We start from the raw sequence: 23,006 nt of genomic DNA on the forward strand, positions 1-23,006 counted from the left end.
TTAGATAGTAAATTTTTCATCTAACAATTACACTATCAAGACTTGTTTTGCTGTTAATTTCAAATCGGGAAAGATGGAAGAAACAAGTTGATCGTTATTTTGAAACAATCGCTTTTGATATTCATCCTCTACTAATGTACAAATAGTAATAGTTGGTTGTTTGGGTTTACCAATATATTCTCTTCCACCAATACCTAAATAATCTACAATCCAATATTCAGATATACCTAATAAAGCGTAATCTTCAACTTTGCGTGCATAGTCATTTTGCCAATTTGTACTTACAACTTCTGCAATTAGTTTAATGGATTTTCCTGATGTAATCACAGGTTCATTTTGCCATAATGGTTCATTAATTAGTTGTGTTTGATCCAAAACAATGACATCGGGACGAAATGCTGTTTCTGTTCCCAATAGTTTGATTAAACAGCGATGAGGAATAAAATATGGTAAGTCCTGACGATCAATTTCTACATTCAGTTTTCGCCCAATTAAAGATGATACTTGCTCATGGAGTCCTGTTGGTTCCATTTTGATTAATTCCCCATCAATGAGTTCATAATTCTCGCTGTCACCGTACTGAGTGATAAACTCATTGACTGTGATCAGTTTTGGGGGTGATTGTACCATGATCATTTTCCTCACGATTAGGCAAATCTGGAGAATTGACTAAAACTGTTCAATTATTCCCCCACCCAATACCTTATCCCCTTTATACCAAACCGCAGCTTGTCCTGGGGTAATACTAAATTGAAATTCATCAAATACCAAACGCACACGGTCATTTTCTAAAGGAATTACTGTCACGGGTACAGGTGCGGAACGATAACGAATTTGCACTTCTGCACGAATGGGGGTTGAAGGTTCAGTAATAGAAACCCAGTTGACTCTATTTACTGTACATTCTGATTCTGTTCCTTTGGTGCGATGCCTGCGGCGAGCTTCGCTATCGCCTACAATGACTTTATTATTAGCTGCATCTAATTCAATCACATACAAAGGTTCAGCCGCTGCAATTCCTAAGCCTTTTCTCTGACCGATTGTGTAATGATGAATACCATCATGTTGTCCCAAAACCTTACCAGTGGTATCGACGATATCACCTGGTTTTGGTGCTAAATATTTATCTAAAAATGCCCGCATGGAACCGTTACTTTCCACTAAGCATAAATCTTGACTTTCTGGTTTATCGGCGGTTTTTAAGTTGTATTCAGCCGCCATGCGTCGGGTGTCGGTTTTGTTCAGTTCACCCAAAGGAAAGATAGAACAACTTAATAAATCTTGAGATAAATCGTAGAGGAAGTAAGATTGGTCTTTATTGCGGTCAACTGCGCGTAATAATTGGTAACGTCCTGTGGTTTCATCGTAGCGAATTTTGGCATAATGACCAGTAGCAATGCTGTTGCATTCCCATTGTTCACGGGCATATTTTACCATCGGACCAAATTTCACAGTCTTGTTACATTGGGAACAAGGCAACGGCGTAATTCCCACACTATAACCAGTGACAAGAAAATCAACAATCTCTGTTTGAAAGACATCCCGAATATCGACAACTTCATGGGGAACGCCCAATTGTTCACAAATCTGAGCCGCGTCGATCATTCCTTCAGAGCAACATTGCCCTTTGCCTTTCATTAGCCAAAGAGTCAAACCAATTACATCATAGCCCTGATTGTGTAGAATAGCGGCAGCTACGGAACTGTCAACGCCACCAGAAAGACCAACGACGACTTTTTTCATAAACCACACTTTTAGAAGTGCTAATTTTTTATTGCTAGTAGAAGTTTTTCATCCTAGCACAGGATGGAAATTACCAAACTATCCAATTGTAGCATACACTTCTGTAAACCCTTGCTAATAAAGCACTTCTTTTTTTACACTAGATGCAAGTATTTGCAATTTTTCATGACTTGATTAAAATGATGTTTGCGAGAAAATATGTGAGACAATTGGTTGAAAAATATATGTTTAGTATGATAGCAAGTCAACTCATTCCCCTACCCATACTTGCTTTAGTTTTTAGCGGATGCTTGGTACTAGTTTCCCAACATAACCCAGTACAAGCCCAAATATCTAAAAATGGTTGCTTAATAGCGCAATCAGCATTACCGCAGTTGCAACCAATAGGGTTTAATCAAAATAATCAAAATTCTGATTTCTACTCAACTACCCAAATTAGTCAATATAATCAAAGCTTTGAACGCTACTTTGTTTACGTTGACAGCAGTAATATGCAAACACTACAAAAAGTTCGTCAGGTTGAAAGTAGTGCTTATATTCGGGAGTACAATGGACGTAATGTTATTCAGTCAGGGATTTTCACCCAGCAATCTAACGCTCAACAACGAGTGAGAGAACTGGAGTTAAATGGTGTTAGTGGCGCTCGTATTGTTAGTTTCTCCAATGCAGAACCAATATCCTCTTATTTTGGTGAAAAAGTCCCATTTTCCTCTGTTAATGGTGATTTGTCGATTTCTAAACCTGTGAGCGCTTACTATGTAGTCATTCCTAGCAATAAAGATAATTTACGATATATTGCTCAAGAAATTCAAAGAAATATAGGTCAGAATAGCAATGTGTTTCAAAGAAATCAACCACTGGGAGCGCATATAGCTGTGGGACCTTTTAGCGATCGCTCGACGGCAGAACAATGGAATAATTATCTAAGAAAGTCAGGTTACGGTGATGCTAGGGTTTACTACGGAAAATAACTGACAAAATAATTCATAATTGGGAAAACTTTTCCCCTTGTTCCCTGTTCCCTATTTCCTATGACTAAAGAACAAATTGTCGTCTCTGCTGCACAAATGCGAGATATTGAGGGGCGGATATTCGCCGCTGGGATGCCTGTCGCAGCTTTAATGGAAAAAGTAGCGGGATTGATTACCAAGCGGCTAAAAGCTATTATCCCAAAAGGTCGAACTATAGGAATTTTAGTTGGTCCTGGACACAATGGTGGTGATGCTTTAGTTGTAGCCCGTGAGTTACATTTTCGTGGTGATCAAGTTTGGATTTATCAACCTTTTACTAAACTCAAAGAATTAACTTCTCAACATCTCCAATATGCCCAAAGTTTGGGAATTCCTTGTTTTGAAGAACTAGGAGAATTACCAAATTGTGATTTTTTGATTGATGGTTTATTTGGTTTTGGTTTAGAAAGAGAAATTACAGGTAATATTGCTTTAGCAGTTAATCATTTTAATGAAGGGAATCAGCCGATTTTTAGTATTGATTTACCTTCCGGTTTGCATACAGATACTGGAGAAGTTTTAGGTACTGCAATTCGTGCTACTCATACCTTTTGTTTAGGTTTGTGGAAACAGGGCTTATTGCAAGAACAAGCATTAGAATATATTGGTAAAGCTGAATTAATTGATTTTGATATTCCCTTAGCAGATATTCATGCTATTTTAGGAAATGTACCAAAAATAAACCGTATTACCAAAACCACAGCAATTTCAACTTTACCTTTACCCCGTTCTTCAGTTACACATAAATATAAATCAGGACATTTACTGTTAATTTGTGGTTCAAGACGTTATGCTGGTGGAGCAATTTTAACTGGTTTGGGTGCGCGGGCTTCTGGGGTAGGAATGTTATCTATTGCTGTACCTGAATCGATTAAACCTTTATTGGTTTCCCATTTACCAGAAGCATTAATTATCGATTGTCCAGAAACAGAAATGGGAGCAATTTCTCATCTACAATTACCAGGAAAAACGCATTTGAGTTCGTTTAATATAATTGCTTGTGGACCCGGTTTAACTCAAGATGCTATGCCGATAGTACAACAGGTAATTGAAAGTGAAATTCCTTTAATTCTTGATGCTGATGGTTTAAATATTTTGGCAGAATTAGGGACTATTGATACTTTACAAAAACGCAAAATCACAACAATTCTCACACCCCATACAGGTGAATTTCATCGGTTATTTCCTGATATCGATTTTAAAGATAGAATTAAATCAGTGCAAACAGCAGCATCACAAACTGGGGCTGTAGTGCTGTTAAAAGGGGCAAGAACAGCTATTTCTAACCCTAAAGGAGTCGTTTGGATAAATTCTGAAAGTACACCAGCTTTAGCCCGTGGTGGTAGCGGTGATGTGTTAACTGGTTTAATGGGAGGAATTTTGGCGCAGGTTGTTAATAAACAAGTTAATATTGAAGATGTAGTAGCAACTGCGGTTTGGTGGCATTCCCAAGCTGGTATTTTAGCAGCAAAAGAAAGAACAGAATTAGGTGTTGATGCTTTTACTTTGACGCAATATTTGATGAAAGTTTTGGTTGATAGATAGTTTGCTTATCATCAGCAAAAAGTACTTGATTTTTAACTGTGGGTTTTGGAATTTTTAAAGAGATTCTTAATTGTCTTTTTCCTAAAGTATAAATCAAAAGACGCAATCCCATTAACATCATCATTGTCTCTAAGTAGAAAGGCACAAAAAAACCGTAGACGCGCAGCGGCTTCTCGAAGAGTACTATGTAACGAAAAGTGGTGTTTTTGTCTTAACTCCATGTAAAATACATATTCCGGTCTGTATTTCTTCAACATCATGGGCAGCACTTTTGGTCATCTTTTCCGAATTACGACTTTTGGCGAATCTCACGGCGGCGGTGTGGGCGTTATTATTGATGGTTGTCCCCCACTATTGGAAATTTCGGCTGAGGAAATTCAATTTGAGTTAGATAGAAGACGGCCGGGACAAAGTAAAATCACGACTCCTCGCAAGGAAGCGGACACCTGTGAGATTCTATCTGGGGTGTTTGAGGGTAAGACGCTGGGAACACCCATTGCAATCTTAGTCAGAAATAAAAATACCCGTCCTGAAGATTATGATGAGATGGCGCAAAAATATCGCCCTTCCCACGCAGATGCTACCTATGATGCAAAATATGGTTTTAGAAATTGGCAAGGTGGCGGTAGGTCGTCAGCTCGTGAGACAATAGGGAGAGTTGCAGCTGGTGCGATCGCCAAAAAAATTCTTCGTCAAGTTGCAAATGTGGAAGTTATTGCTTATGTGAAGCGAATTAAGGATTTAGAAGGCGTAGTTGATACTAATACTGTTACTTTAGAAGATGTAGAAAGCAATATTGTCCGCTGTCCAGATAGCGAAATTGCTAACACCATGATTTCATTAATTGAACAAACCGGTCGAGATGGTAATTCCATCGGTGGTGTGGTTGAATGTGTGGTGCGGAACGTTCCCAAGGGTTTAGGTGAACCAGTTTTTGATAAATTAGAAGCAGATTTAGCAAAAGCAGTAATGTCACTTCCCGCAAGTAAAGGTTTTGAAATTGGTTCTGGTTTTGATGGAACTTTGTTAACAGGATTTGAACATAACGACGAATTTTATATTGATGAAAATGGCGAAATTAGAACAGTAACTAATCGTTCTGGTGGTATTCAAGGGGGAATTTCCAACGGAGAAAATATCATTATCCGAGTTGCATTTAAGCCGACGGCTACTATTAGAAAAGAACAAAAAACTGTAACTAAGGAACGTGAAGAAACGGTTTTAGCCGGTAAGGGAAGGCATGATCCTTGTGTATTACCCCGTGCTGTGCCTATGGTTGATGCGATGGTTGCTTTGGTTTTATGTGACCATCTTTTACGGCATCATGGACAGTGTAAGGTGTTGTAGGAAGTAGGAATTTTAGACAATTTTGATGGGGTGTTGATCTGGAATGCCCCTTTTGATTGATGTAGTCATACTTAATCAAGTCTAACTGCATCAATAGTTCTTATGACTACCATCAATACAAATCAAGACTACCAAAATCGTGTTAAACATTTTACTGCTTTACAATCTAAATATCAAGCAACTCAGCATCAAGATTCATCACCTTCTAGTCTGCTGTATTTGATTTTACGAAAAGTTGATTTAGGATTAGAACTCAGTGAGTTAGAGTTAAATTGGTTACAAAAAAATGAGCTAACACAAACAATTGAAATTATTTGGGTACAGAAATTTAGAAAGGGAGAACTTAAAAGGCTAGAAGATGAATTTTCTCAATTGAAAGCTAAGTATAAAATTACTAAATCTTGGGAATCATCATTAAACAGTTTCCTATATCCCATACTTTGGAAACTTGATAAAGAAGGTCATTTAGATAATGATGAAATTCAATTACTGCAAGATAAGAATTTATCTCAAATAGTTGAAATAGCTCAAGATATAAAAAAATTTGCTGCTCTAAAACAGAAGTATCAAGCTACTAAATATCAAGATTCATTTCCTGATAAGGTACTATATTCAATTCTCAAAACATTAGACAAATCTCAAAGTTTGGATGATTCTGAATATGAATGGTTACTAGAAAATGAATTATTTGAAACTATAGAGATTTTTGAACAACAAGAGTCAAAGAGAGAAGAAGAGTTAAATAGACAAAAAGAGTTAGAAATACAAAAGGAGTTGGAAAGACAAGAAGAGTTAGCAAAACAAGCAAAATTTACTCAACTAAAAGAAAAATACAAAGCTAATAAATACTTTGAGCCATCGGTCGCTAGTAGATTACATGAAATATTGCAAAAATTGGAGGAAAATAAAAAGCTAGCTTATTATGATGAAGATTGGTTGAAAAATAGAGGGCTAAAACAAACAATTAAGATTGCTAAAGAGCTTGAATTCAAAAGAGAATTTATTCAACTAAAAGGAAAATACAACGCAGATAAATATGCAGATTTATCACCTGATAGTGATTTGTATATTATTCTCAAAAAACTTGAATCAGAGAACACGTTAAGTAAGGATGAGTTGGAATTTCTGCAAAAACATCAATTGACAGATACATTAGTTATAGCTAATCAACAATATGGTGCCAGTTTAAAACACAAAGCAGAATTAGGGCAGTTTTTAAATGATTCGGAAATTGAATGGTTGCAAAATAATAAACATGAAGATATTATTACTTTTGCGAAACAGAAGCATTTTTCAGCACTAAAAATAAAGTATGGATTAATAGATCCTACATTACCTCTAGAACCATTGTATACGATTATGGTCAAATTAGAGAAAAAAGAACGGCTAGATCCTGTGTTAGTTGTTCAGCTTATAGAAGAAAAGCTTTTATCTCGTGATGGAAAAATTACTGTTGCACATTACAGACTAGAAGCTGAATTTTTAGAACAAGAAATTAAACGCACTGGACACAAATGGCATATCCCCACAGCGAGTAGTTATTGGCGCAAAGCCAATGAACCTGAACAGGCTTTAAAACTTACTAATTTAGATTTAGGTAAAATTAAAGAAAATAATCTCAAATCAGCTATTTCAGTCACTAGAGGTGCAGCCTTTAGAGATATTGATAAATTAGATGATGCAGAAATTTGTGCAATAAAAGCTATGGAGTATCAGCCTGATAGTCATCAACCTTACACATTAATGGGTGCTATCTGTTATGACAGATTTGACTATGAAGAAGGTAATAACTGGTTTGAACAAGCCATTAATCGTGGGGCTGATATTGAAGACATAGATTCTGAAATTAAGCGAGTAATTAAAAATACAAAAGACGAACAAAAACGACATGAAGCAGCGGAGTATCTCTTGAGAAAAGATTCATACCGTTATGCTTGGGCTAAAGATTATCTGAAAAAACAGAAGGATAATAAATAACTACTTTCAATTTAATTTTTGTAGAGATGTTTTATATCTCTCCAATGTGGTGTATTTAGATAAAAATCTGGTGGGGTGGGCATCTTGCCCGCCCTTATTTTGAAAATAGAGTATATTATATTAATATGTAATATTATACTCGTTTATAAAAATATCAAACATGGATTTCATCACGCTTTTAGGATTTGCAGCCGGGTTATTAACAACAATCGCTTTCTTACCCCAGATGTTTAAAACATGGAAGACAAAATCAGCAAAAGATGTTTCATTCGTTATGCTGATTACTTTTATGTCAGGTTTATTTCTATGGTTAATCTATGGAATCATTCTTGGTGCATTACCAATTATTTTAGCTAATGGTATAACTTTATTTTTAAATTTTATTATTCTCTGGCTGAAATTAAAATACAAGTAAGATTATATTGGTAGGTGTTTTGGGTTTCCTTCCTCAACCTAAACTACAAATTTATTATTATCTAGTTTACAATTAGATATATATAACGCATTAGATAAACCTGTGACATCATCTGTATTTGACTCGGAACGCCTTCTATTTACCCCTGCAAACCCCCATAATGATGCTATCCCGCTGATTTTCGCTTTTCCCAATGAGTACACTGTGGGGATAACTAGCCTTGGCTATCAGGTAGTTTGGGCGACTTTAGCTATGCGTGATGATTTGCAGGTAAGTCGCTTATTTACAGATACTCAAGAACAAATTCCTAGACAGCCGGAAATCTTAGGTTTTTCTATGTCTTGGGAATTAGATTATGTGAATATTTTCAATCTTTTGGAATCTTTAGGAATTCCCCTTCGGGCTAGTTTTCGTAATAAACAACATCCCTTAGTTTTTGGTGGTGGACCAGTTCTCACAGCGAATCCAGAACCGTTTGCTGAGTTTTTTGATGTAATTTTATTGGGAGACGGAGAAAATCTGTTGGGTAATTTTATTGATGCTTATAAAGAAGTTAGAAATGCTGATAAAGAAACTCAATTAAAAAGATTAGCGCAAGTTCCAGGAATTTATATTCCTAGTTTATATTATGTAGAATATAAAACAAAAGATGGAGAAATAAAATCTATTAATCCCATTGCGGCTGAAATTCCCGAAGTTGTCCAAAAGCAAACTTACCGAGGAAATACTCTCTCTGCTTCTACTGTTGTTACCGAAAAAGCAGCATGGGAAAATATTTTTATGGTAGAAGTAGTGCGAAGTTGTCCAGAAATGTGCCGCTTTTGTTTAGCGAGTTATTTAACTTTACCTTTTAGAACGGCGAGTTTAGAAAATTCTTTGATTCCTGCTATTGAACGGGGTTTAAAAGTTACAAATCGTCTGGGTTTATTAGGTGCTTCAGTTACTCAACATCCTGAATTTACAGAGTTATTAGATTATATTAGTCAGCCAAAATATGATGATGTTCGTTTGAGTGTGGCCTCAGTCAGAACGAATACGGTAACGGTTAAATTAGCTCAAACTTTGGCGAAAAGAGACACGCGATCGCTTACCATTGCCATAGAAAGTGGTTCGGACAAATTACGCCAAATCATCAATAAAAAGTTATATAACGATGAAATTATCCAAGCAGCTATAAATGCAAAAGCTGGTGGTTTATCGAGTTTGAAGTTATACGGAATGGCGGGAATTCCAGGAGAAGAAGCGGAAGATTTAGAAGAAACTGTAGCGATGATGCAAACTGTTAAAAAAGCTGCTCCTGGTTTGCGGTTAACACTGGGATGCAGTACCTTTGTGCCTAAATCACATACGCCTTTTCAATGGTTTGGTGTGAATAAACAAGCCGAGAAGCGGTTACAGTTTTTACAAAAAAACCTAAAACCACAAGGGATAGATTTTCGTCCAGAAAGCTATAATTGGTCGATTATACAAGCTTTGTTGTCGAGAGGCGATCGCAGACTCTCTTCTCTGCTAGAGTTAACTCGTGACTTTGGTGATTCTTTGGGCAGCTACAAACGCGCTTTTAAACAACTTAAAGGACAAATTCCCAATTTAGATTTCTATGTTTACGCTAATTGGTCAACTGAGCAAGTTTTACCTTGGAATCACTTGCAAGGTCCGTTACCTCAGTCTACACTAATAAAGCATTTGAGTGAAGCTATGAGTCATTTTCGCTCTGGTTCGGAAGTGAAATAAACGCAGAGGTTCGCTGAGGTAAACGCAGAGGTTCACGGAGTTAGAGATGCAAAACACATCTGAATTTTATTGTGCTTATTGTGGGGAACCAAATTTAACTTTTATTGATTTTAGTGCAGGAATGCAACAAAGTTATATAGAAGATTGTCAAGTTTGCTGTCGTCCTAATATTTTGTATGTCAGAATTGATGAAGATACCCTAGATATTGAAATTGATAGTGAATACGAAGGCTAAGTTTTAGGTTTTTATTTCTATGTTGCAATTTAAACATTCTTCAATTATTGACGCACCAGTGGAAGTAGTTTGGAAATTACATGAAAGACCAGACATACTACAACTACTCACCCCACCTTGGCAACCAATCCAAGTAATTCGTCGTGAGGGGGGACTAAATGAGGGTGCAATTACAGAATTTCGCTTGTTTCTTGGCCTGTTACCTTTGACTTGGTTAGCACGTCATACTGAATATGAACAATATAAACTGTTTACCGATGAACAGATATCTGGTCCCTTTGAATCTTGGGTACATCGCCATGAATTTGAGCTAGAAAATGGTAAAACCAAATTAACTGATAATATCACTTTTTCTATGCCTGGTGGCGATAGTGTCGAATTTCTCAGTGGTTGGTTAGTACAAGTTCAATTAGAAGCGATGTTTCGTTATCGTCATTATGTGACTAATCGGGAATGCGAATCACGATAATCTAAAATAAAAATTTATACTAATATTTTTGAGGCATTGGCTCAGTAAAGCCTTTAAAATACTACTATTACCAACATTATAACTCTATTCGTCCAGTATAGACCTTAATTTGATTGGTTTTAATATTACCAAACCTCTTAGTAATTTCACATATATAATCTAACTTCCTAACAGAAAACAATTTTTGCTCTGGCTGTATTGTGCAATAATACTTAAAGTGTCTTAATACTTCTACATATTTTAGATTATTAACATTAGCCCCTGCGAAAACACTAATCATTTGTAGGCTTTTATCTCGAGTGGTTGGACTATTCTGCTGTGACTATATTTTAGGGATTTTTACTGAAATTCTACCGGGTGCAAAAGCATGATTCACTTCAAACGACTACTTAGGTTTCCAACCAAAAAATTAAACCCAGTAGCAGGGATGTTTATTGCTATTGTCATTATTAGCATCTGGGCTATTAGCCTGATTTTTTTAATGTCTATTGATATCTCCAATGTCAATTTTTTAATGTTATCTCCTATTATCCTTTGGCAAACATTTTTATACACAGGATTATTTATTACAGCCCATGATGCTATGCATGGAATAGTATTTCCACAAAACCCAAAAATTAATCATTTTATTGGTTCTTTGTGCCTATCTCTTTATGGTCTTTTACCATATCAAAAACTTTTAAAAAAGCATTGGTTGCATCACCATAACCCAGCTAGTGAAATAGATCCTGATTTCCATGATGGTAAACACAAAAATTTCTTGGCTTGGTATGTTTATTTCATGAAGAATTACTGGAATTGGTCGCAAATTATCACTTTAATTATTATCTATAATATTCTAGTTTACATTTTCGATATGCCTCGTAATAATCTAACTTATTTTTGGGTAATTCCTTCGCTTTTAAGTTCATTACAATTATTTTATTTTGGTACTTTCTTACCCCACAGTGAACCAAGTAATGGTTATATTGAACCTCATCGCGCCCAAACTATTAACCGTCCTATTTGGTTGTCTTTTATGACTTGTTATCATTTTGGATATCATGAAGAACATCATAAATATCCTCATGCAGCTTGGTGGCAACTACCTAAAATTTACAAGCAATGTGAATAATTGGCTAGTTTTGTAGTTATAGCAGGTGACAGGTGACAGTCTGAAGAGTCTTTTGGTGTCTAGGTTTTATAAACATAAGTAGTCGTGCAAAATAAATTGTACATTTAGGAGAGGGAACAGGTAACAGATAAGCACTATAGGGATTTTTATTTGTTCCGAAAATAGTCAATTAATTTTGCTCAGGTACTTATCATGTCCGCTTAATCACTTATCAAAAAAAATTCTCCGCGTAAGAGCGTCTCCGTGTCTTGAGTGTCAGTCTAAATCATGACTTACGCAACTGGCACATTGGTAGGGTGCGTCAGATATCAACAATCTGTTTATTTGCAGAATTTATGCAGTCTGACGCAACTGGCACATTGGTAGGGTGCGTCAGATATCAACAATCTGTTTATTTGCAGGATTTATACAGTCTGACGCAACTGGCACATTGGTAAGGTGCGTCAGATATCAACAATCTGTTTATTTGCAGGATTTATGCAGTCTGACGCACCCTACAACTTGAGCGTCAGTATAAAAGATAAGTATTCAACTGGACATGATATCAGTTGTTGTCCTAACCGCCCTGTTCGTAACTATATACAGTGCATTTACAACCAACAAGCGTGCCAGAAATAGCTTTAGTTTGTGGGTAAATTTTCAGGTAAAGATGGACGCACACACAAATATATTAAAGCCCCAAATAAGGGAATTGCAGCAAATAACCAAAATAATTGCTTGTGCTGCCAACCACGTCTTGTCATATCATCTCCTAGTAAAGTGGGAAATAATAGACTCAACATACAAAAATCTAAACTCATGACATGAATAAAACGGCTTGTTTGCCATTGCTGTACAAAGTTCCCCCAGTCTCCTTGTAAAGCATAGGCAAATAAAAGCCCTGCACCTAAAGTTAATAAAATCCCATTTATCCGTGAATCTAAAAGTTTGATAATTAGACTTTTTTTACCTACAAACTCTTGATTTGATGCTCTAAAAACCAAGTATGGTAAAATAGCAAAAGCCCCAACTGCAAAAGAAGCAGTAGCAAATGGCCAAGCGGGGATTTTTTGCCCTGTACCATCAATAAATAAAACGGCGCTGTAGATGAAAGGCCATACACCCATGATATTAAATAAGGCGATAACTAAAGGGTTAATGCCTTGCCATTCACCAGTAGAAATATTTTTAATTAACTCTAAACTTGCTGGGAAATTGTCAGGAGGAGCAAATAAAAAGGCGTAGGAAATAAATCCTAGCCATAATAAAGCAAAAGCAATTTTTCTGAACATGATTTAAGTAGTTTAACTGAAAGCTTCTGAGAGGTAATCTGCGGCTGCGGCTACAACAGCGATCGCACTTTCATAGTCTAACCTTGTTGGACCCAAAACTCCCACACTTCCCACTGGTACAGAACCCCGACGATAGGGAGAAGAAATCAAAGTACAAGTGCGAATTGGTTCTAATGGATTTTCTGCACCAATCCGAACTGTCACCCTTGACTTACCTGCATCCTCTGTTTCTGGCTCCTCACAAATTAACCGCCATAGTTGTTCTTGTTCTTCTTCCAGCAGATGGATAATTGTTTGTACTTGATGTACTTGGGAAAACTCTGGTTGACGCAAAACTTCTCCTACACCCCGCACCATAATTTGTGTAGTAGCTGGTGCAAAAGTGTGACGAGTTAATTCTAACAATGAATTTTTCAAGAATTCGCCATAGCGTTGAAATTCTTGATCCAATTCACTCCAGTCCAGATGAGCTAATTCCAACAGACTGCGGCCTCTTAAATGGCTATTCAAAAAATTAGATACAATCTGCAACTCATGATCAATTACCTCTGGATCTGGTTTAGTTTCTGATGACGCTGTAAATAAATCCATCACCTTAGAATGTGTCTCATAACCATCAGTCACCACAATCAGCATAATCTTACTTGATTCAATTTGCACTAATTGCAAATGTCGTAACTGTGCTGTACTGGTTTGCGGCATAGTAATTAAGGTAATACAGCCACTCAAAGTTGCCAAAATTTGGGCAGCTCCGTGCAGTAGGGCTTCCAAACCCCAATCTTCACCAGGCCGAAGTTGTTGTAATGCAGCTTCTACCTCTTTATTGACAGCTTCCGTACCCCTGTCTTGGGAAATACTACGCGCACGGAGAAGCCAACTACCTGTAGCATCTTGCAAAGAAGGTGTAATCAGTTGGTCAACATAAATGCGATAACCAGAATCAGAAGGTATTCTGCCAGCAGAAGTGTGAGGTTGGTAAAGTAATCCAGATTTTTCTAAAACTCCCATCACATTGCGAATTGTAGCGGAGCTAACACCCAGGTCAAACTCCTCAATTAGAGCCTTGGAACCAACAGGTTCTGCGGTAGCAATATAGTGGCGTACAATTGCCCAAAGTATATGCTGTTGTCGATTGGTTAGTTGGACTTGCATAGGAGATATTTTACTGAAGGCAAATTTTAAACAAAGTTTGAAAAAAAGTTGTGGCTTTTACCACTAAAAAATATTCAGTATGAATTTGTTTAAGATAGCAGATTATATATTTATGTAATAAAAATTTCCAGCAAAACGCTACTTAAGCGTATTTACCAAGACAGTCTGCTGATTGCTACAGTGTCTATCTTGAGAAGATTATCTCATCCTTTACCGTATACTCTCACAGTAGATTAACAAAAGCAGTATTTTAAGTTACAAATATGTGATTTAGCTTTTGTCTCCTTTATCTTACCAACTCCAAAGGAATCCTCAATCATTTGTGAAAAATTTTCAGTAGTTTAAGCATTGCTCAATCTACGTATTTTTCACAAATATAATCCCTAATACTGTGGAACTGAAGGATCTACTAGTATAGAGTAGGCAGCAATACCACCACCAATATTTTTAACATTTGTGAATCCTTGCGCCACTAACCATTGGCACATCTGGGCAGAACGAACACCATGATGACAGAGTACAAGGGTTTCAGCTTCCGAGTCAAAGCGAGTAGAAACCTCTTCGTTCCATTGAGCAAATTCGCTGAGGGGAAGGTTAACAAAGCCCTCAATGCTGGCTATTGCCACTTCTTGGGGTTCTCGTACATCCATCAACTGTAGTCCCGAATCACCAGCAGCTAGACGTTGTGCTAGTTCCTCTACGCTAATTTGGATAAAAGATTGACCTGTCATGCAATTACTCTAAATAATGCTCATATTATTTATGTTGACAGAAAAAATGAGAAAAATCCTGTTTTCTAATGCTTAGAAGTTGCGCTTCTATCCTAAAATCGAAAACGGAGCATTTACTAGGTCTAATGTGAACAGTCAAAGCTCATTTTTTAGGTTCCTAGTAGCTGGTGCGATCGCCCTGCTACTGTTTAGTATTGCTGGTTTTTACTGGTTTTTTGCCAAAAGTCCGGTTGGCCTAGTGATTTCTCGCTCTCAACCTGGTGCGGCTGTATTCATATCAAAGCTGTCACCTGTGATGGTGTCATTACTGGTAAATCCCGAAGGTTTACCAGGATTGGAGCAAAAAGGAGAAATTTCCCAGATTAAAGCTAATCTATTGGCTAAAACTAGCATAGATTATCAAGAAGATATTAAACCTTGGCTGGGAAATGAAATTACATTGGCTGTGACTAGCCCAGATATAGACCGCGATCCAGAAAACGGACTACAATCAGGATATCTGATGGCACTGGCAACAGATAATCCAGCCCAAAGCCGTGAGTTAATCGAGTTGTTGTTTTCCAAACGGTCTTTAGCTGGGGCTAATTTAGCTGTTGAACAATACAAAGGTGTAAAGTTACTGTATGACACCCAAGAAACATCAGCAACAGCGCCAATTCAAACTTCTTTAGCTGGTACGGTTGTTGATAAGTTTGTGTTATTTGCTAATGATGCTCAAGTGCTGCGAGAAGCTATTAATAACGTCCAAGCACCGGATTTGAATTTAACAAGTTCTCCCGAATATCAAAAAGCTACTCAACAAATACATCAAGATGCTGTAGCTGTAACTTTCTTAAATCTGCCTGAAGTTGCCAATTGGCAAGGGTTAGAACTGGCAGAATCTACTTATAGTAGTCAAATTCTATCTTTAGTTTTAAATCCCCAAGGATTGCTGGTAGAAAGCACATTTTTGACATCTACAGAAGTTACCTCCTCATCTCCATCACTATCTAAACCTGTGGGAGCATTAGATTATATTCCAGCATCAGCAGGTTTGGTAATTTCTGGGGCGAATTTGAATAATTTACCTAACAGCGATTTAGCAAAACTGTGGAGACAGGGAACAGCAACAATATATGGTTCATCAGCAGAGGCTATTTCTCGCTGGTTAAAACCTTTGGTAGATGTAGAGAAAGATTGGGGTGTAAATTTTAGTGAGGATATTTTTAGTTGGGTAGTGGGAGAATATGCGATCGCCACCCTCACTGAAGATAGCGCAATTTTACCCAAAGAAGGAAATGCCACCCCCAATTGGGTGTTTGTGGTGGAAAAAACACCCCAGTTAGTAGAAGGTATAGCTCGTTTAGATAAAATAGCCAGTAGCAAAGGCTTAAATGTGAGTTCCCTCAGCCTCAAACAGCAAACAGTTTATGCTTGGACAGAATTAAAAGCCATTAGTCAGGATGAATTAGCCCTTAGCGTCGAGGCCAAAATTCAGGGAGTGCATACAAACCAGGGTAATTATGAGATTTTTACCTCTGACTTAAAGACGATGGATAAAGTCTTGACTAGCAAGGAAAAATCCTTAATTGATAATCCCAAATTTCAAGATACAATCAGCGCTATTCCCCACATCAACCAAGGCTATATCTATATTGACTGGAAAAAAAGCCACAAACTTCTGGAACGTCAGCTTCCCTTACTTAAATTCGTGGAAGTTTTAGGCAAACCACTATTTAAGAATCTGCGATCGCTTACAGTTAGTAGTTATAGCCGTGAGTCAGGGACATTAAAAGGTGGCGCATTCTTTCAGCTTCATCGCTCTTAATTTCTCTATTTTCATCTTCAATAGGACTAAAGCTGCGTGTCACACTCAAAATCTGTTGTAGGGTGCGTCAGATATCAATAATCTAGTTATTTGCAGGATTTATGCAGTCTGACGCACCCTACCAATGTGCCAGTTGCGTAAGTCCTGTTCAACTCAAATTAGATGGGTTGAGAAGCAGAGTTTCTGAATATTTACTAAATCAAAAATGCTATTTGCATCATACGTAGAAGTGATGCAGATAGTACCAAATTGATCTTTTGATCTTTTGTACATAAAATTAGTAGATACAGTCACAAAAAAATTATCTGGGAAGGATAGCATGAAAAATTTTCGCTTCTGGCTTCAATTTCGAGGTAGCTGGTTATTGGCTATGATGACCGCTATGATAGTTACACCCGTAGCAGCCCAGACAGCAAATTTTGGAACTATCAAACTATCACCAGGTTTTGAACCAGTAAAAGGAAAAGGAATTGGCTATACAGGGGGTTCTTATTCCTTATCTGCAATGAGCAACCGTGATCGGGATAAAAAAGTTTGTATTGGGTTTGGAGATCCAAATCCTGATCACATCCTCGTTTTAGAAAAAGACTTTGACAACCTGAAAATATTAATCAACAGTGGTGTTGATACAACGTTGTTCATTAAAGGTCGAGACGATGGGATTATCCGTTGTGGAGATGACACTGGTAGAAATAAAGATGCAAGTGTGATTGATAAGCAATGGAGAAGTGGCACTTATTTGATTTGGGTAGGTACATTTTATCCTGGACTCAAACGTAACTACACTTTGACAGTAGAGCAATAATTGGTGATTGGTGATTGGTGATTGGTGATTGGTGATTGGTAATTGGTAATTGGTGATTGGTAATTGGTGATTGGTAATTGGTGATTGGTGATTGGTGATTGGTAATTGGTGATTGGTAATTAAGTTTTTCCCTGTCCCCGTGTCTCCGTGTCTCCCCATCTCCGCGTCTCCCTATCCCCGCGTCTCCATCTCCCCGCGTCCCCCCATCTCCCCGCGTCCCCGCGTCTTCCCATCTTCTTAATTCCTTAGTTCCCAAGTAACTGTAAAATGGGAAAGTAGCTCGCTATGCTGTCCAAGGGTACTATCTCGATGCTCTCTATACTACGTGCCGATTTTCGCATCATCTTTGAACGTGACCCAGCTGCCCGGAATTGGTTGGAGGTCTTGTTTTGCTATCCAGGTTTGCAAGTCCTCATATTTCACCGCTTTGCTCACTGGTTGCGTAGTATTGGTATTCCCTTTTTTCCCCGCTTGATTTCTCACATGGCGCGGTTTTTAACCGGTATTGAAATTCACCCAGGGGCTGTAATTGGTCAAGGAGTCTTTATTGACCACGGAATGGGAGTAGTAATTGGGGAAACAGCCATTATCGGCAACTACGCGCTGATTTATCAAGGTGTCACCCTAGGGGGAACAGGTAAAGAAAGCGGCAAACGTCACCCCACATTAGGCGAAAATGTTGTCGTTGGTGCAGGTGCAAAAGTTTTAGGAAATATCGAAATTGGTGATAATGTCCGCATTGGTGCTGGTTCAGTCGTGTTAAGAAATGTACCATCTAGCTGTACAGTTGTCGGCGTACCTGGACGTATCATCTACCGTTCGGGAGTGCGGGTTGCACCTCTAGAACACAGCAATTTACCGGATTCAGAAGCTCAAGTAATTCGTGCCTTAGTTGATCGCATTGAAGCACTAGAAGAACAAATCCAATCTCTGCAAACCCCTGCAAAAACTCCGGTTTTAGTCGGTCAATTCATTCAAGAAAATCAATTACCAAAAGAACACAACTTTTGTAATCTCAGAGATAAAAAGATTCAGGAATTCTTTGATGGTGCAGGAATATAGAAAAGAGACAAGGGAGTAGAGGGTACGAAAACCGTATTACATTCTACTTCCTGTTGAACACCAAAAATTAAAATTACGGGTTTATGGCTTCAGTCAACCATTCTTGGTTTTCATTGCGGTGATAAACCCATCTATTTTGTGGCTCACCCCGCAATTCTAAATGATCTACTTGTACTGGTTCAAGTAATAATAAACAAAAATTTTCTCCTGGTTGAATAGTGTCTGGTGGTGGTGGTGTAAAAGCTTCTGGTGTTTGTACTCTCAGATCACCAGGAGTAGGCCAAACAAATTGTAACCTAGCGGCATCACTCAATTCTTGCCACATTTTGATTCTCGCAGGTTGTAAATCTAAGTGAGAATCAGCAGTTACCAAAGTTAATTCTCCAGTAATCCGAAATTGTTCTCTTGTTTTAGGAAAATACCAACAAACTTCCGCTGCTGACTGTTTTGATATTTGTTCAGCTTTTGCACTACGGATATCGGTAATAAATTTGATCTGGTTGGTGTCGTCTAGAAAGCCCCGAAAAACAACGGTACGATTAGCAGGAAAACCATTTTCCCTAACCGTTGCTAGTTGTAAGTAACGAGCATAAACAAGGCTACGATTACGATGAAGGGCATGATTAATAATAGTTCGCCAAGGTGCGAGAGACATTTTTAATTGAGATTGAACGCGGATGCACGCAGATAAACGCGGATAAAGACAGATAAATCAATGGATTTCAGAATTATGTGCAACCTCAGATAAAATTGGTATTAGTAGGAGTCTTATTAATTGTACGGTAATCCGCATTATTGCCAGCAATCTCCACCAAAAATCATCTCTAATATTCTTCATTGCGGCTGACAATTAGATATAGGCCGCCAAGAACGTTGAGAAAATTGACCTGTAGGTTCATAAGCCAAAAGTGTCACTTCTCCCTTTTCATTCATTACCCAACCCCTCGCCAGCACAACTTCAGTAGAAGGTGAGAGTAAAGAAGAATTTGCTATCATCTCTTTCTTATTTCCTTCCTCTATATTTCTTCTGTCACCTGTCACCTGTTCCCTATCACCTTCTGCCTCCACCCAAGCAAACTGCTGATAATTACCGCTTAGAGCATCATTAGGACTTGGTGGTACTCCTCCCCTTCCAGTAATAGAAAATTCGCTTCCTGCCCCTCTTGTGCAGGGATTAGCAGCAATTAAAGTATTAGGATCAACGACATTTTGGGGGATTTCTACTAATCCTTGGGCGGGATTTACCCCAGAGGTGCTAAAAGTAACAGTGCCTTGTAAAGAAGCACCTGATACTTGAGAAATAGCAGCGATGTCACTTGTAGTCAGTAGAGATGTGGGACTGACCTGTAAAGTAGCAAATTGGTCATCGGTCAGTCCTAAACGCTCTCTAACTTGTTCTCGACTAACTGCTGTAAAACCAAATATATTTGGGACATTAACCGTAACTTTACCACCTTGGGCTGTACGAGCATTGGCTGTGATGTCGCTATTTTCCTGGGGAAATGCTAAGAGGATGTCACTATTGATATTGATGTTACCGCCGTCAAAACTACCAGCATCGGTTGTGATGGTACTGGCTTGACGTAATTGTATATCTTTCGCAGTGATGTTAATGTTTCCGCCACCACCTGCTTCGGTACTACCATTAATGCTACCTTTGTGATTGAGAGCGATCGCATCAGCAACAATATTAATACTCCCAGCTTTCCCTGTTCCTAAACCCTGCACATTAATTGTGGACTCATTCTGCACAAGTAATTGCTGAACATTGAGATCTAATGAACCTGCATTTGCTGTAGCGTTGGCATTAGTGAAATCACCGACAATCCCCACAGAAGCTTGGATTCTACTATTTAATTCCCCTGGATTCTGAATCCCTAAAAGCTGGACACGCCCAGCATCAATGGTAATATTTCCGGCATCACCTTTACCTAAAGAAGCTGCCGAAATTATCCCCCCATTCTCAAGAGTCAGCAGAGGTGTAGAAAGGTAAATATCACCTCCGCGACTGTTAGTATAAGTGTCAGCACTGAGAAAACTAACACTCTTTCCCCCGTTAGCTAAAACCCCAGAAACACCACTCAGTTCTACCGATTCCGTGGCTTTAATTGTTAAATTCCCTCCCAGTCCCCCCGTCGAATTCAGGAGAACATTACCGATAGCCACACCACTGGTTAAGGTAATTCCCGCACCTTCAGAAATCAGTAATCGTTTAGTATCAATAGTAATATCCCCAGCTTTGCCAGTTGCACCAAAAGAAGTTGTCCCAATTAGGGTTTGTGAAACACTTCCAGCCGGAGTACGTAATACTTCTACTGATTCAGAGGCTTGAATATTGATATTTCCTGATACCCCTTCACCACGATTTAAACTAGCCAAACTAGAACCGTCACGCACTATCAACTGTTCTGAATTAATAGAAATGTCTCCTCCTGTACCAGTACTTCCGCGTAGATTACCGCTATTAATTCCAGAACTAACTAATTCTACAACCTTGGCATGGATGTTGAGTTCTCCCCCATTTTGAGAGCTATAAGTTCCACCTCCTATGGCTACTCCATTTTCTAATAATAAATTGCCAGTATCAATTGTCATGTTTCCAGCAAGACCTGTACTAAAGGTACTACTACTCAAAACAATTGGTAAATCAAAAGTATTTATTATTCCAGTAATTAGATATGTAGCTATCAAGTTTTGCAGACTAGGAAACCCCACACCACTGAATTCTACAGCCTCTTTAGTGCGAATATTTAAAGCCCCTCCTGCACCCTCACCATAGGTTGTAGTGGATATTTTTGATCCTTCCTGAGCGCGAAATTTTTGAGCATTGATATTTATGCCTTTTCCAGGTAAATTTCCTAGGGTTAAGGCAAAAATTTGGGAACTATTTAAAAGAAGATTATCACCTTGTAAGTTTATTTGACCACCACCAATACCGCTGGTATTAATCAGTGAATTATTGGTTATTTGAATATTGCCAAAATTTTGAATATTATCATAATTGACAGTGACATTTTGCGGAGTAAAACTCAAATTAACTAAGCCAGAACTAGCTACACTACCCAAAATAATTTGTCCGTTATTAGCAGTTAAATTACCATTGTCAAGTTGAATATTCCCACCAAGTAATGCTAAAGTTTGACCATCATCTACAGCGAAACCAAGATGATTATCTATAGGGATAGTTTCAGGTAAGGGAGGTAAATTTAATATTCCTATAGCTTGTGATTGATTAATAATTGTCCCCGGATGATCTCTAAATCTCAACCCCACAGGAATATTCACAGTTAATAGAGGTGTTTGAGGATTATTACTACTAAATTCAAAGCCGTTATTAAATACCACACTGTCGGCTGTAGAAGCAAAAAATGAACCCCGTAAATCTAATTGGGCATTTTTTCCAAAAACAATTCCTTGGGGATTTAATAAAAATAAATTAGCATTTCCCAAAACTCCTAATGTTCCCAAAATATTGCTAGGATTACTACCTGTCACGCGGGTAAAGATATTGGTGATATTATGAGGATTTGTGAAATAAACTGCTTTTCCTTCACCAACATTGAATTCTTGGAAACTATGAAATAAGCTAGAACTACGAATTGCTCCCCCTGCAATATTATCAGATAGTGAATTATTGATAATCTGGGATTTTTCTGAACCTAGAGTATCATCTGGGATGATTTGCGCTAAAGCTGGAAAGGGAATCAGGAAATAGATAAAAAATAAAAAGAAAGATTTTTTAGTCATTTGCTTAAGTTGTTTTAAATATTGATATATTGATATCAATTTGATTATATATATTCAATCCCAACTGTTATTTAAGGTTGTCTAAAATGAAGTCACATTTCCCAAGCGAGTAAAACGGATTTCAATTCTTCGTCGTTTCACATCGTCTGTACGGGCTATCCCTGCAAATTGTCCATTTGGTAATATTAACTGTGCCGCAGAATAAGCACGAAATGAGAGTCCTCGCAGTCTACCTTCCTTTTTTTGAATATCACGCAATACCTGGACAACTGACAAAGCACGCATTAATCCTAAATCAGCATTAGAAGCTGCTTGTAGTTTACCTACTGATAAACTACCACTAGCTACTTTTTCTAAATTTACATCTAAATTACTGACTACATTACCATTAGGTTGTCCGTCAGTGTGTCCAATTATTTCTATAACATTAATACCATATTGTTTAGTTCTAGTTTCTATTTCTGGTACTATTTGTTGCAAGATGTAATTTGACATTTTTGGGGGCATTTCTGCGCTACCGGAAGCAAATCTATAATCTCCTTGATCTTTTATGATTATGATTGGTGGTGTATCTGTTGATTGTTTTTTTTGCTTGATTTGGGTTTGCAAATATTTTACTTGTTGCTCTAATTGTTTGATTTTTACAGCTAAATTAACTGAATTTTTAACAGGTTTATTTTGATCTTTAGTAATTTGTGATATGATAATAGTTAGAAATAAAAATAAAACTAATATCATAAACGCATTAGACATCAAATCAGTAAATGCTTGCCAAACATTTAAATCTTCATTATGTTCAGTATATCGTGAACGACGAGCCATAAGTTAAATGTGTTTGTGAA

Annotated in this window: 20 protein-coding genes; 12 read left to right on the plus strand and 8 right to left on the minus strand. The window is 37.7% G+C overall.

Annotated elements, in window-relative coordinates:
• Window positions 1-27: 27 nt before the first annotated feature.
• Together ANA7108_RS0101355 and mnmA are read right to left on the minus strand one after the other, a co-directional pair.
• Complete coding sequence (locus ANA7108_RS0101355; RefSeq protein WP_016948956.1) at window positions 28-630, minus strand: Uma2 family endonuclease; 603 nt, start codon at window positions 628-630, stop codon at window positions 28-30.
• Window positions 631-669: 39 nt separating this feature from the next.
• The gene (gene mnmA / locus ANA7108_RS0101360; protein ID WP_016948957.1) at window positions 670-1,743 is read right to left on the minus strand and encodes a tRNA 2-thiouridine(34) synthase MnmA; all 1,074 of its coding nucleotides are present in this window, start codon (window positions 1,741-1,743) and stop codon (window positions 670-672) included.
• A gap of 224 nt (window positions 1,744-1,967) precedes the next feature.
• Here mnmA and ANA7108_RS0101365 point away from each other — a divergent pair, with 224 nt between their 5' ends.
• The 9 genes from ANA7108_RS0101365 (at window position 1,968) to crtW (ending at window position 11,589) form a co-directional block, all read left to right on the plus strand.
• Window positions 1,968-2,714 carry a hypothetical protein gene (locus ANA7108_RS0101365; RefSeq protein WP_026103920.1) on the plus strand — a complete coding sequence of 249 codons (747 nt, stop codon included), beginning with the start codon at window positions 1,968-1,970 and terminating at the stop codon, window positions 2,712-2,714.
• A 60-nt stretch (window positions 2,715-2,774) separates the two neighbouring features.
• A complete protein-coding gene (locus ANA7108_RS0101370; protein WP_016948959.1) occupies window positions 2,775-4,298 on the plus strand; it encodes a bifunctional ADP-dependent NAD(P)H-hydrate dehydratase/NAD(P)H-hydrate epimerase in 1,524 nt (507 codons plus the stop codon).
• Between the two features lie 258 nt (window positions 4,299-4,556).
• Window positions 4,557-5,645 (plus strand): chorismate synthase, encoded by a 1,089-nt coding sequence (gene aroC, locus ANA7108_RS0101380; RefSeq protein ID WP_016948961.1) that lies wholly within the window; start codon window positions 4,557-4,559, stop codon window positions 5,643-5,645.
• A 102-nt stretch (window positions 5,646-5,747) separates the two neighbouring features.
• Window positions 5,748-7,622, plus strand: a complete 1,875-nt coding sequence (locus ANA7108_RS0101385; protein WP_016948962.1) for a hypothetical protein — start codon at window positions 5,748-5,750, stop codon at window positions 7,620-7,622.
• A gap of 160 nt (window positions 7,623-7,782) precedes the next feature.
• On the plus strand, window positions 7,783-8,037 hold the full coding sequence (locus ANA7108_RS0101390; protein ID WP_016948963.1) for a SemiSWEET transporter: 255 nt from the start codon (window positions 7,783-7,785) through the stop codon (window positions 8,035-8,037).
• 102 nt (window positions 8,038-8,139) lie between these two features.
• A complete protein-coding gene (locus ANA7108_RS0101395; RefSeq protein WP_026103921.1) occupies window positions 8,140-9,771 on the plus strand; it encodes a radical SAM protein in 1,632 nt (543 codons plus the stop codon).
• A 46-nt stretch (window positions 9,772-9,817) separates the two neighbouring features.
• On the plus strand, window positions 9,818-10,006 hold the full coding sequence (locus ANA7108_RS0101400; protein WP_016948965.1) for a CPXCG motif-containing cysteine-rich protein: 189 nt from the start codon (window positions 9,818-9,820) through the stop codon (window positions 10,004-10,006).
• A gap of 19 nt (window positions 10,007-10,025) precedes the next feature.
• Entirely contained in the window at window positions 10,026-10,475 is a 450-nt protein-coding gene (locus ANA7108_RS0101405; RefSeq protein ID WP_016948966.1) for an SRPBCC family protein, read from the plus strand.
• Window positions 10,476-10,842: 367 nt separating this feature from the next.
• On the plus strand, window positions 10,843-11,589 hold the full coding sequence (crtW, locus tag ANA7108_RS0101415; RefSeq protein ID WP_016948968.1) for a beta-carotene ketolase CrtW: 747 nt from the start codon (window positions 10,843-10,845) through the stop codon (window positions 11,587-11,589).
• Between the two features lie 620 nt (window positions 11,590-12,209).
• Here the strand turns inward: crtW and ANA7108_RS0101420 are convergent.
• The 3 genes from ANA7108_RS0101420 to ANA7108_RS0101430 all read right to left on the minus strand — a co-directional run bounded on the left by ANA7108_RS0101420 (window position 12,210) and on the right by ANA7108_RS0101430 (window position 14,743).
• On the minus strand, window positions 12,210-12,860 hold the full coding sequence (locus ANA7108_RS0101420; protein ID WP_016948969.1) for a hypothetical protein: 651 nt from the start codon (window positions 12,858-12,860) through the stop codon (window positions 12,210-12,212).
• 12 nt (window positions 12,861-12,872) lie between these two features.
• Complete coding sequence (hrcA, locus tag ANA7108_RS0101425; RefSeq protein ID WP_016948970.1) at window positions 12,873-14,012, minus strand: heat-inducible transcriptional repressor HrcA; 1,140 nt, start codon at window positions 14,010-14,012, stop codon at window positions 12,873-12,875.
• 383 nt (window positions 14,013-14,395) lie between these two features.
• On the minus strand, window positions 14,396-14,743 hold the full coding sequence (locus tag ANA7108_RS0101430) for a rhodanese-like domain-containing protein (RefSeq protein WP_016948971.1): 348 nt from the start codon (window positions 14,741-14,743) through the stop codon (window positions 14,396-14,398).
• A gap of 127 nt (window positions 14,744-14,870) precedes the next feature.
• Between ANA7108_RS0101430 and ANA7108_RS0101435 the strand changes: the two genes are divergently transcribed.
• From ANA7108_RS0101435 to cysE, 3 genes are all read left to right on the plus strand, one after another.
• Window positions 14,871-16,550, plus strand: coding sequence for a DUF3352 domain-containing protein (locus tag ANA7108_RS0101435; RefSeq protein WP_016948972.1), 1,680 nt, complete (start codon window positions 14,871-14,873; stop codon window positions 16,548-16,550).
• Window positions 16,551-16,869: 319 nt separating this feature from the next.
• A complete protein-coding gene (locus tag ANA7108_RS0101440) occupies window positions 16,870-17,355 on the plus strand; it encodes a hypothetical protein (RefSeq protein ID WP_016948973.1) in 486 nt (161 codons plus the stop codon).
• 309 nt (window positions 17,356-17,664) lie between these two features.
• A complete protein-coding gene (gene cysE / locus ANA7108_RS0101445; protein ID WP_016948974.1) occupies window positions 17,665-18,417 on the plus strand; it encodes a serine O-acetyltransferase in 753 nt (250 codons plus the stop codon).
• A 73-nt stretch (window positions 18,418-18,490) separates the two neighbouring features.
• Here the strand turns inward: cysE and ANA7108_RS0101450 are convergent, their stop codons facing one another.
• The 3 genes from ANA7108_RS0101450 to ANA7108_RS0101460 all read right to left on the minus strand — a co-directional run bounded on the left by ANA7108_RS0101450 (window position 18,491) and on the right by ANA7108_RS0101460 (window position 22,986).
• Window positions 18,491-19,072: an Npun_F5749 family FMN-dependent PPOX-type flavoprotein gene (locus ANA7108_RS0101450; RefSeq protein WP_016948975.1), complete on the minus strand. Its 582-nt coding sequence runs from the start codon at window positions 19,070-19,072 to the stop codon at window positions 18,491-18,493.
• 179 nt (window positions 19,073-19,251) lie between these two features.
• A complete protein-coding gene (locus ANA7108_RS0101455; RefSeq protein ID WP_016948976.1) occupies window positions 19,252-22,164 on the minus strand; it encodes a filamentous hemagglutinin N-terminal domain-containing protein in 2,913 nt (970 codons plus the stop codon).
• An 81-nt stretch (window positions 22,165-22,245) separates the two neighbouring features.
• Complete coding sequence (locus ANA7108_RS0101460) at window positions 22,246-22,986, minus strand: hypothetical protein (RefSeq protein WP_016948977.1); 741 nt, start codon at window positions 22,984-22,986, stop codon at window positions 22,246-22,248.
• Between the last annotated feature and the right edge of the window lie 20 nt (window positions 22,987-23,006).

The sequence above is a fragment of the Anabaena sp. PCC 7108 genome (assembly GCF_000332135.1).
Classification (GTDB): Bacteria; Cyanobacteriota; Cyanobacteriia; order Cyanobacteriales; family Nostocaceae; genus Anabaena.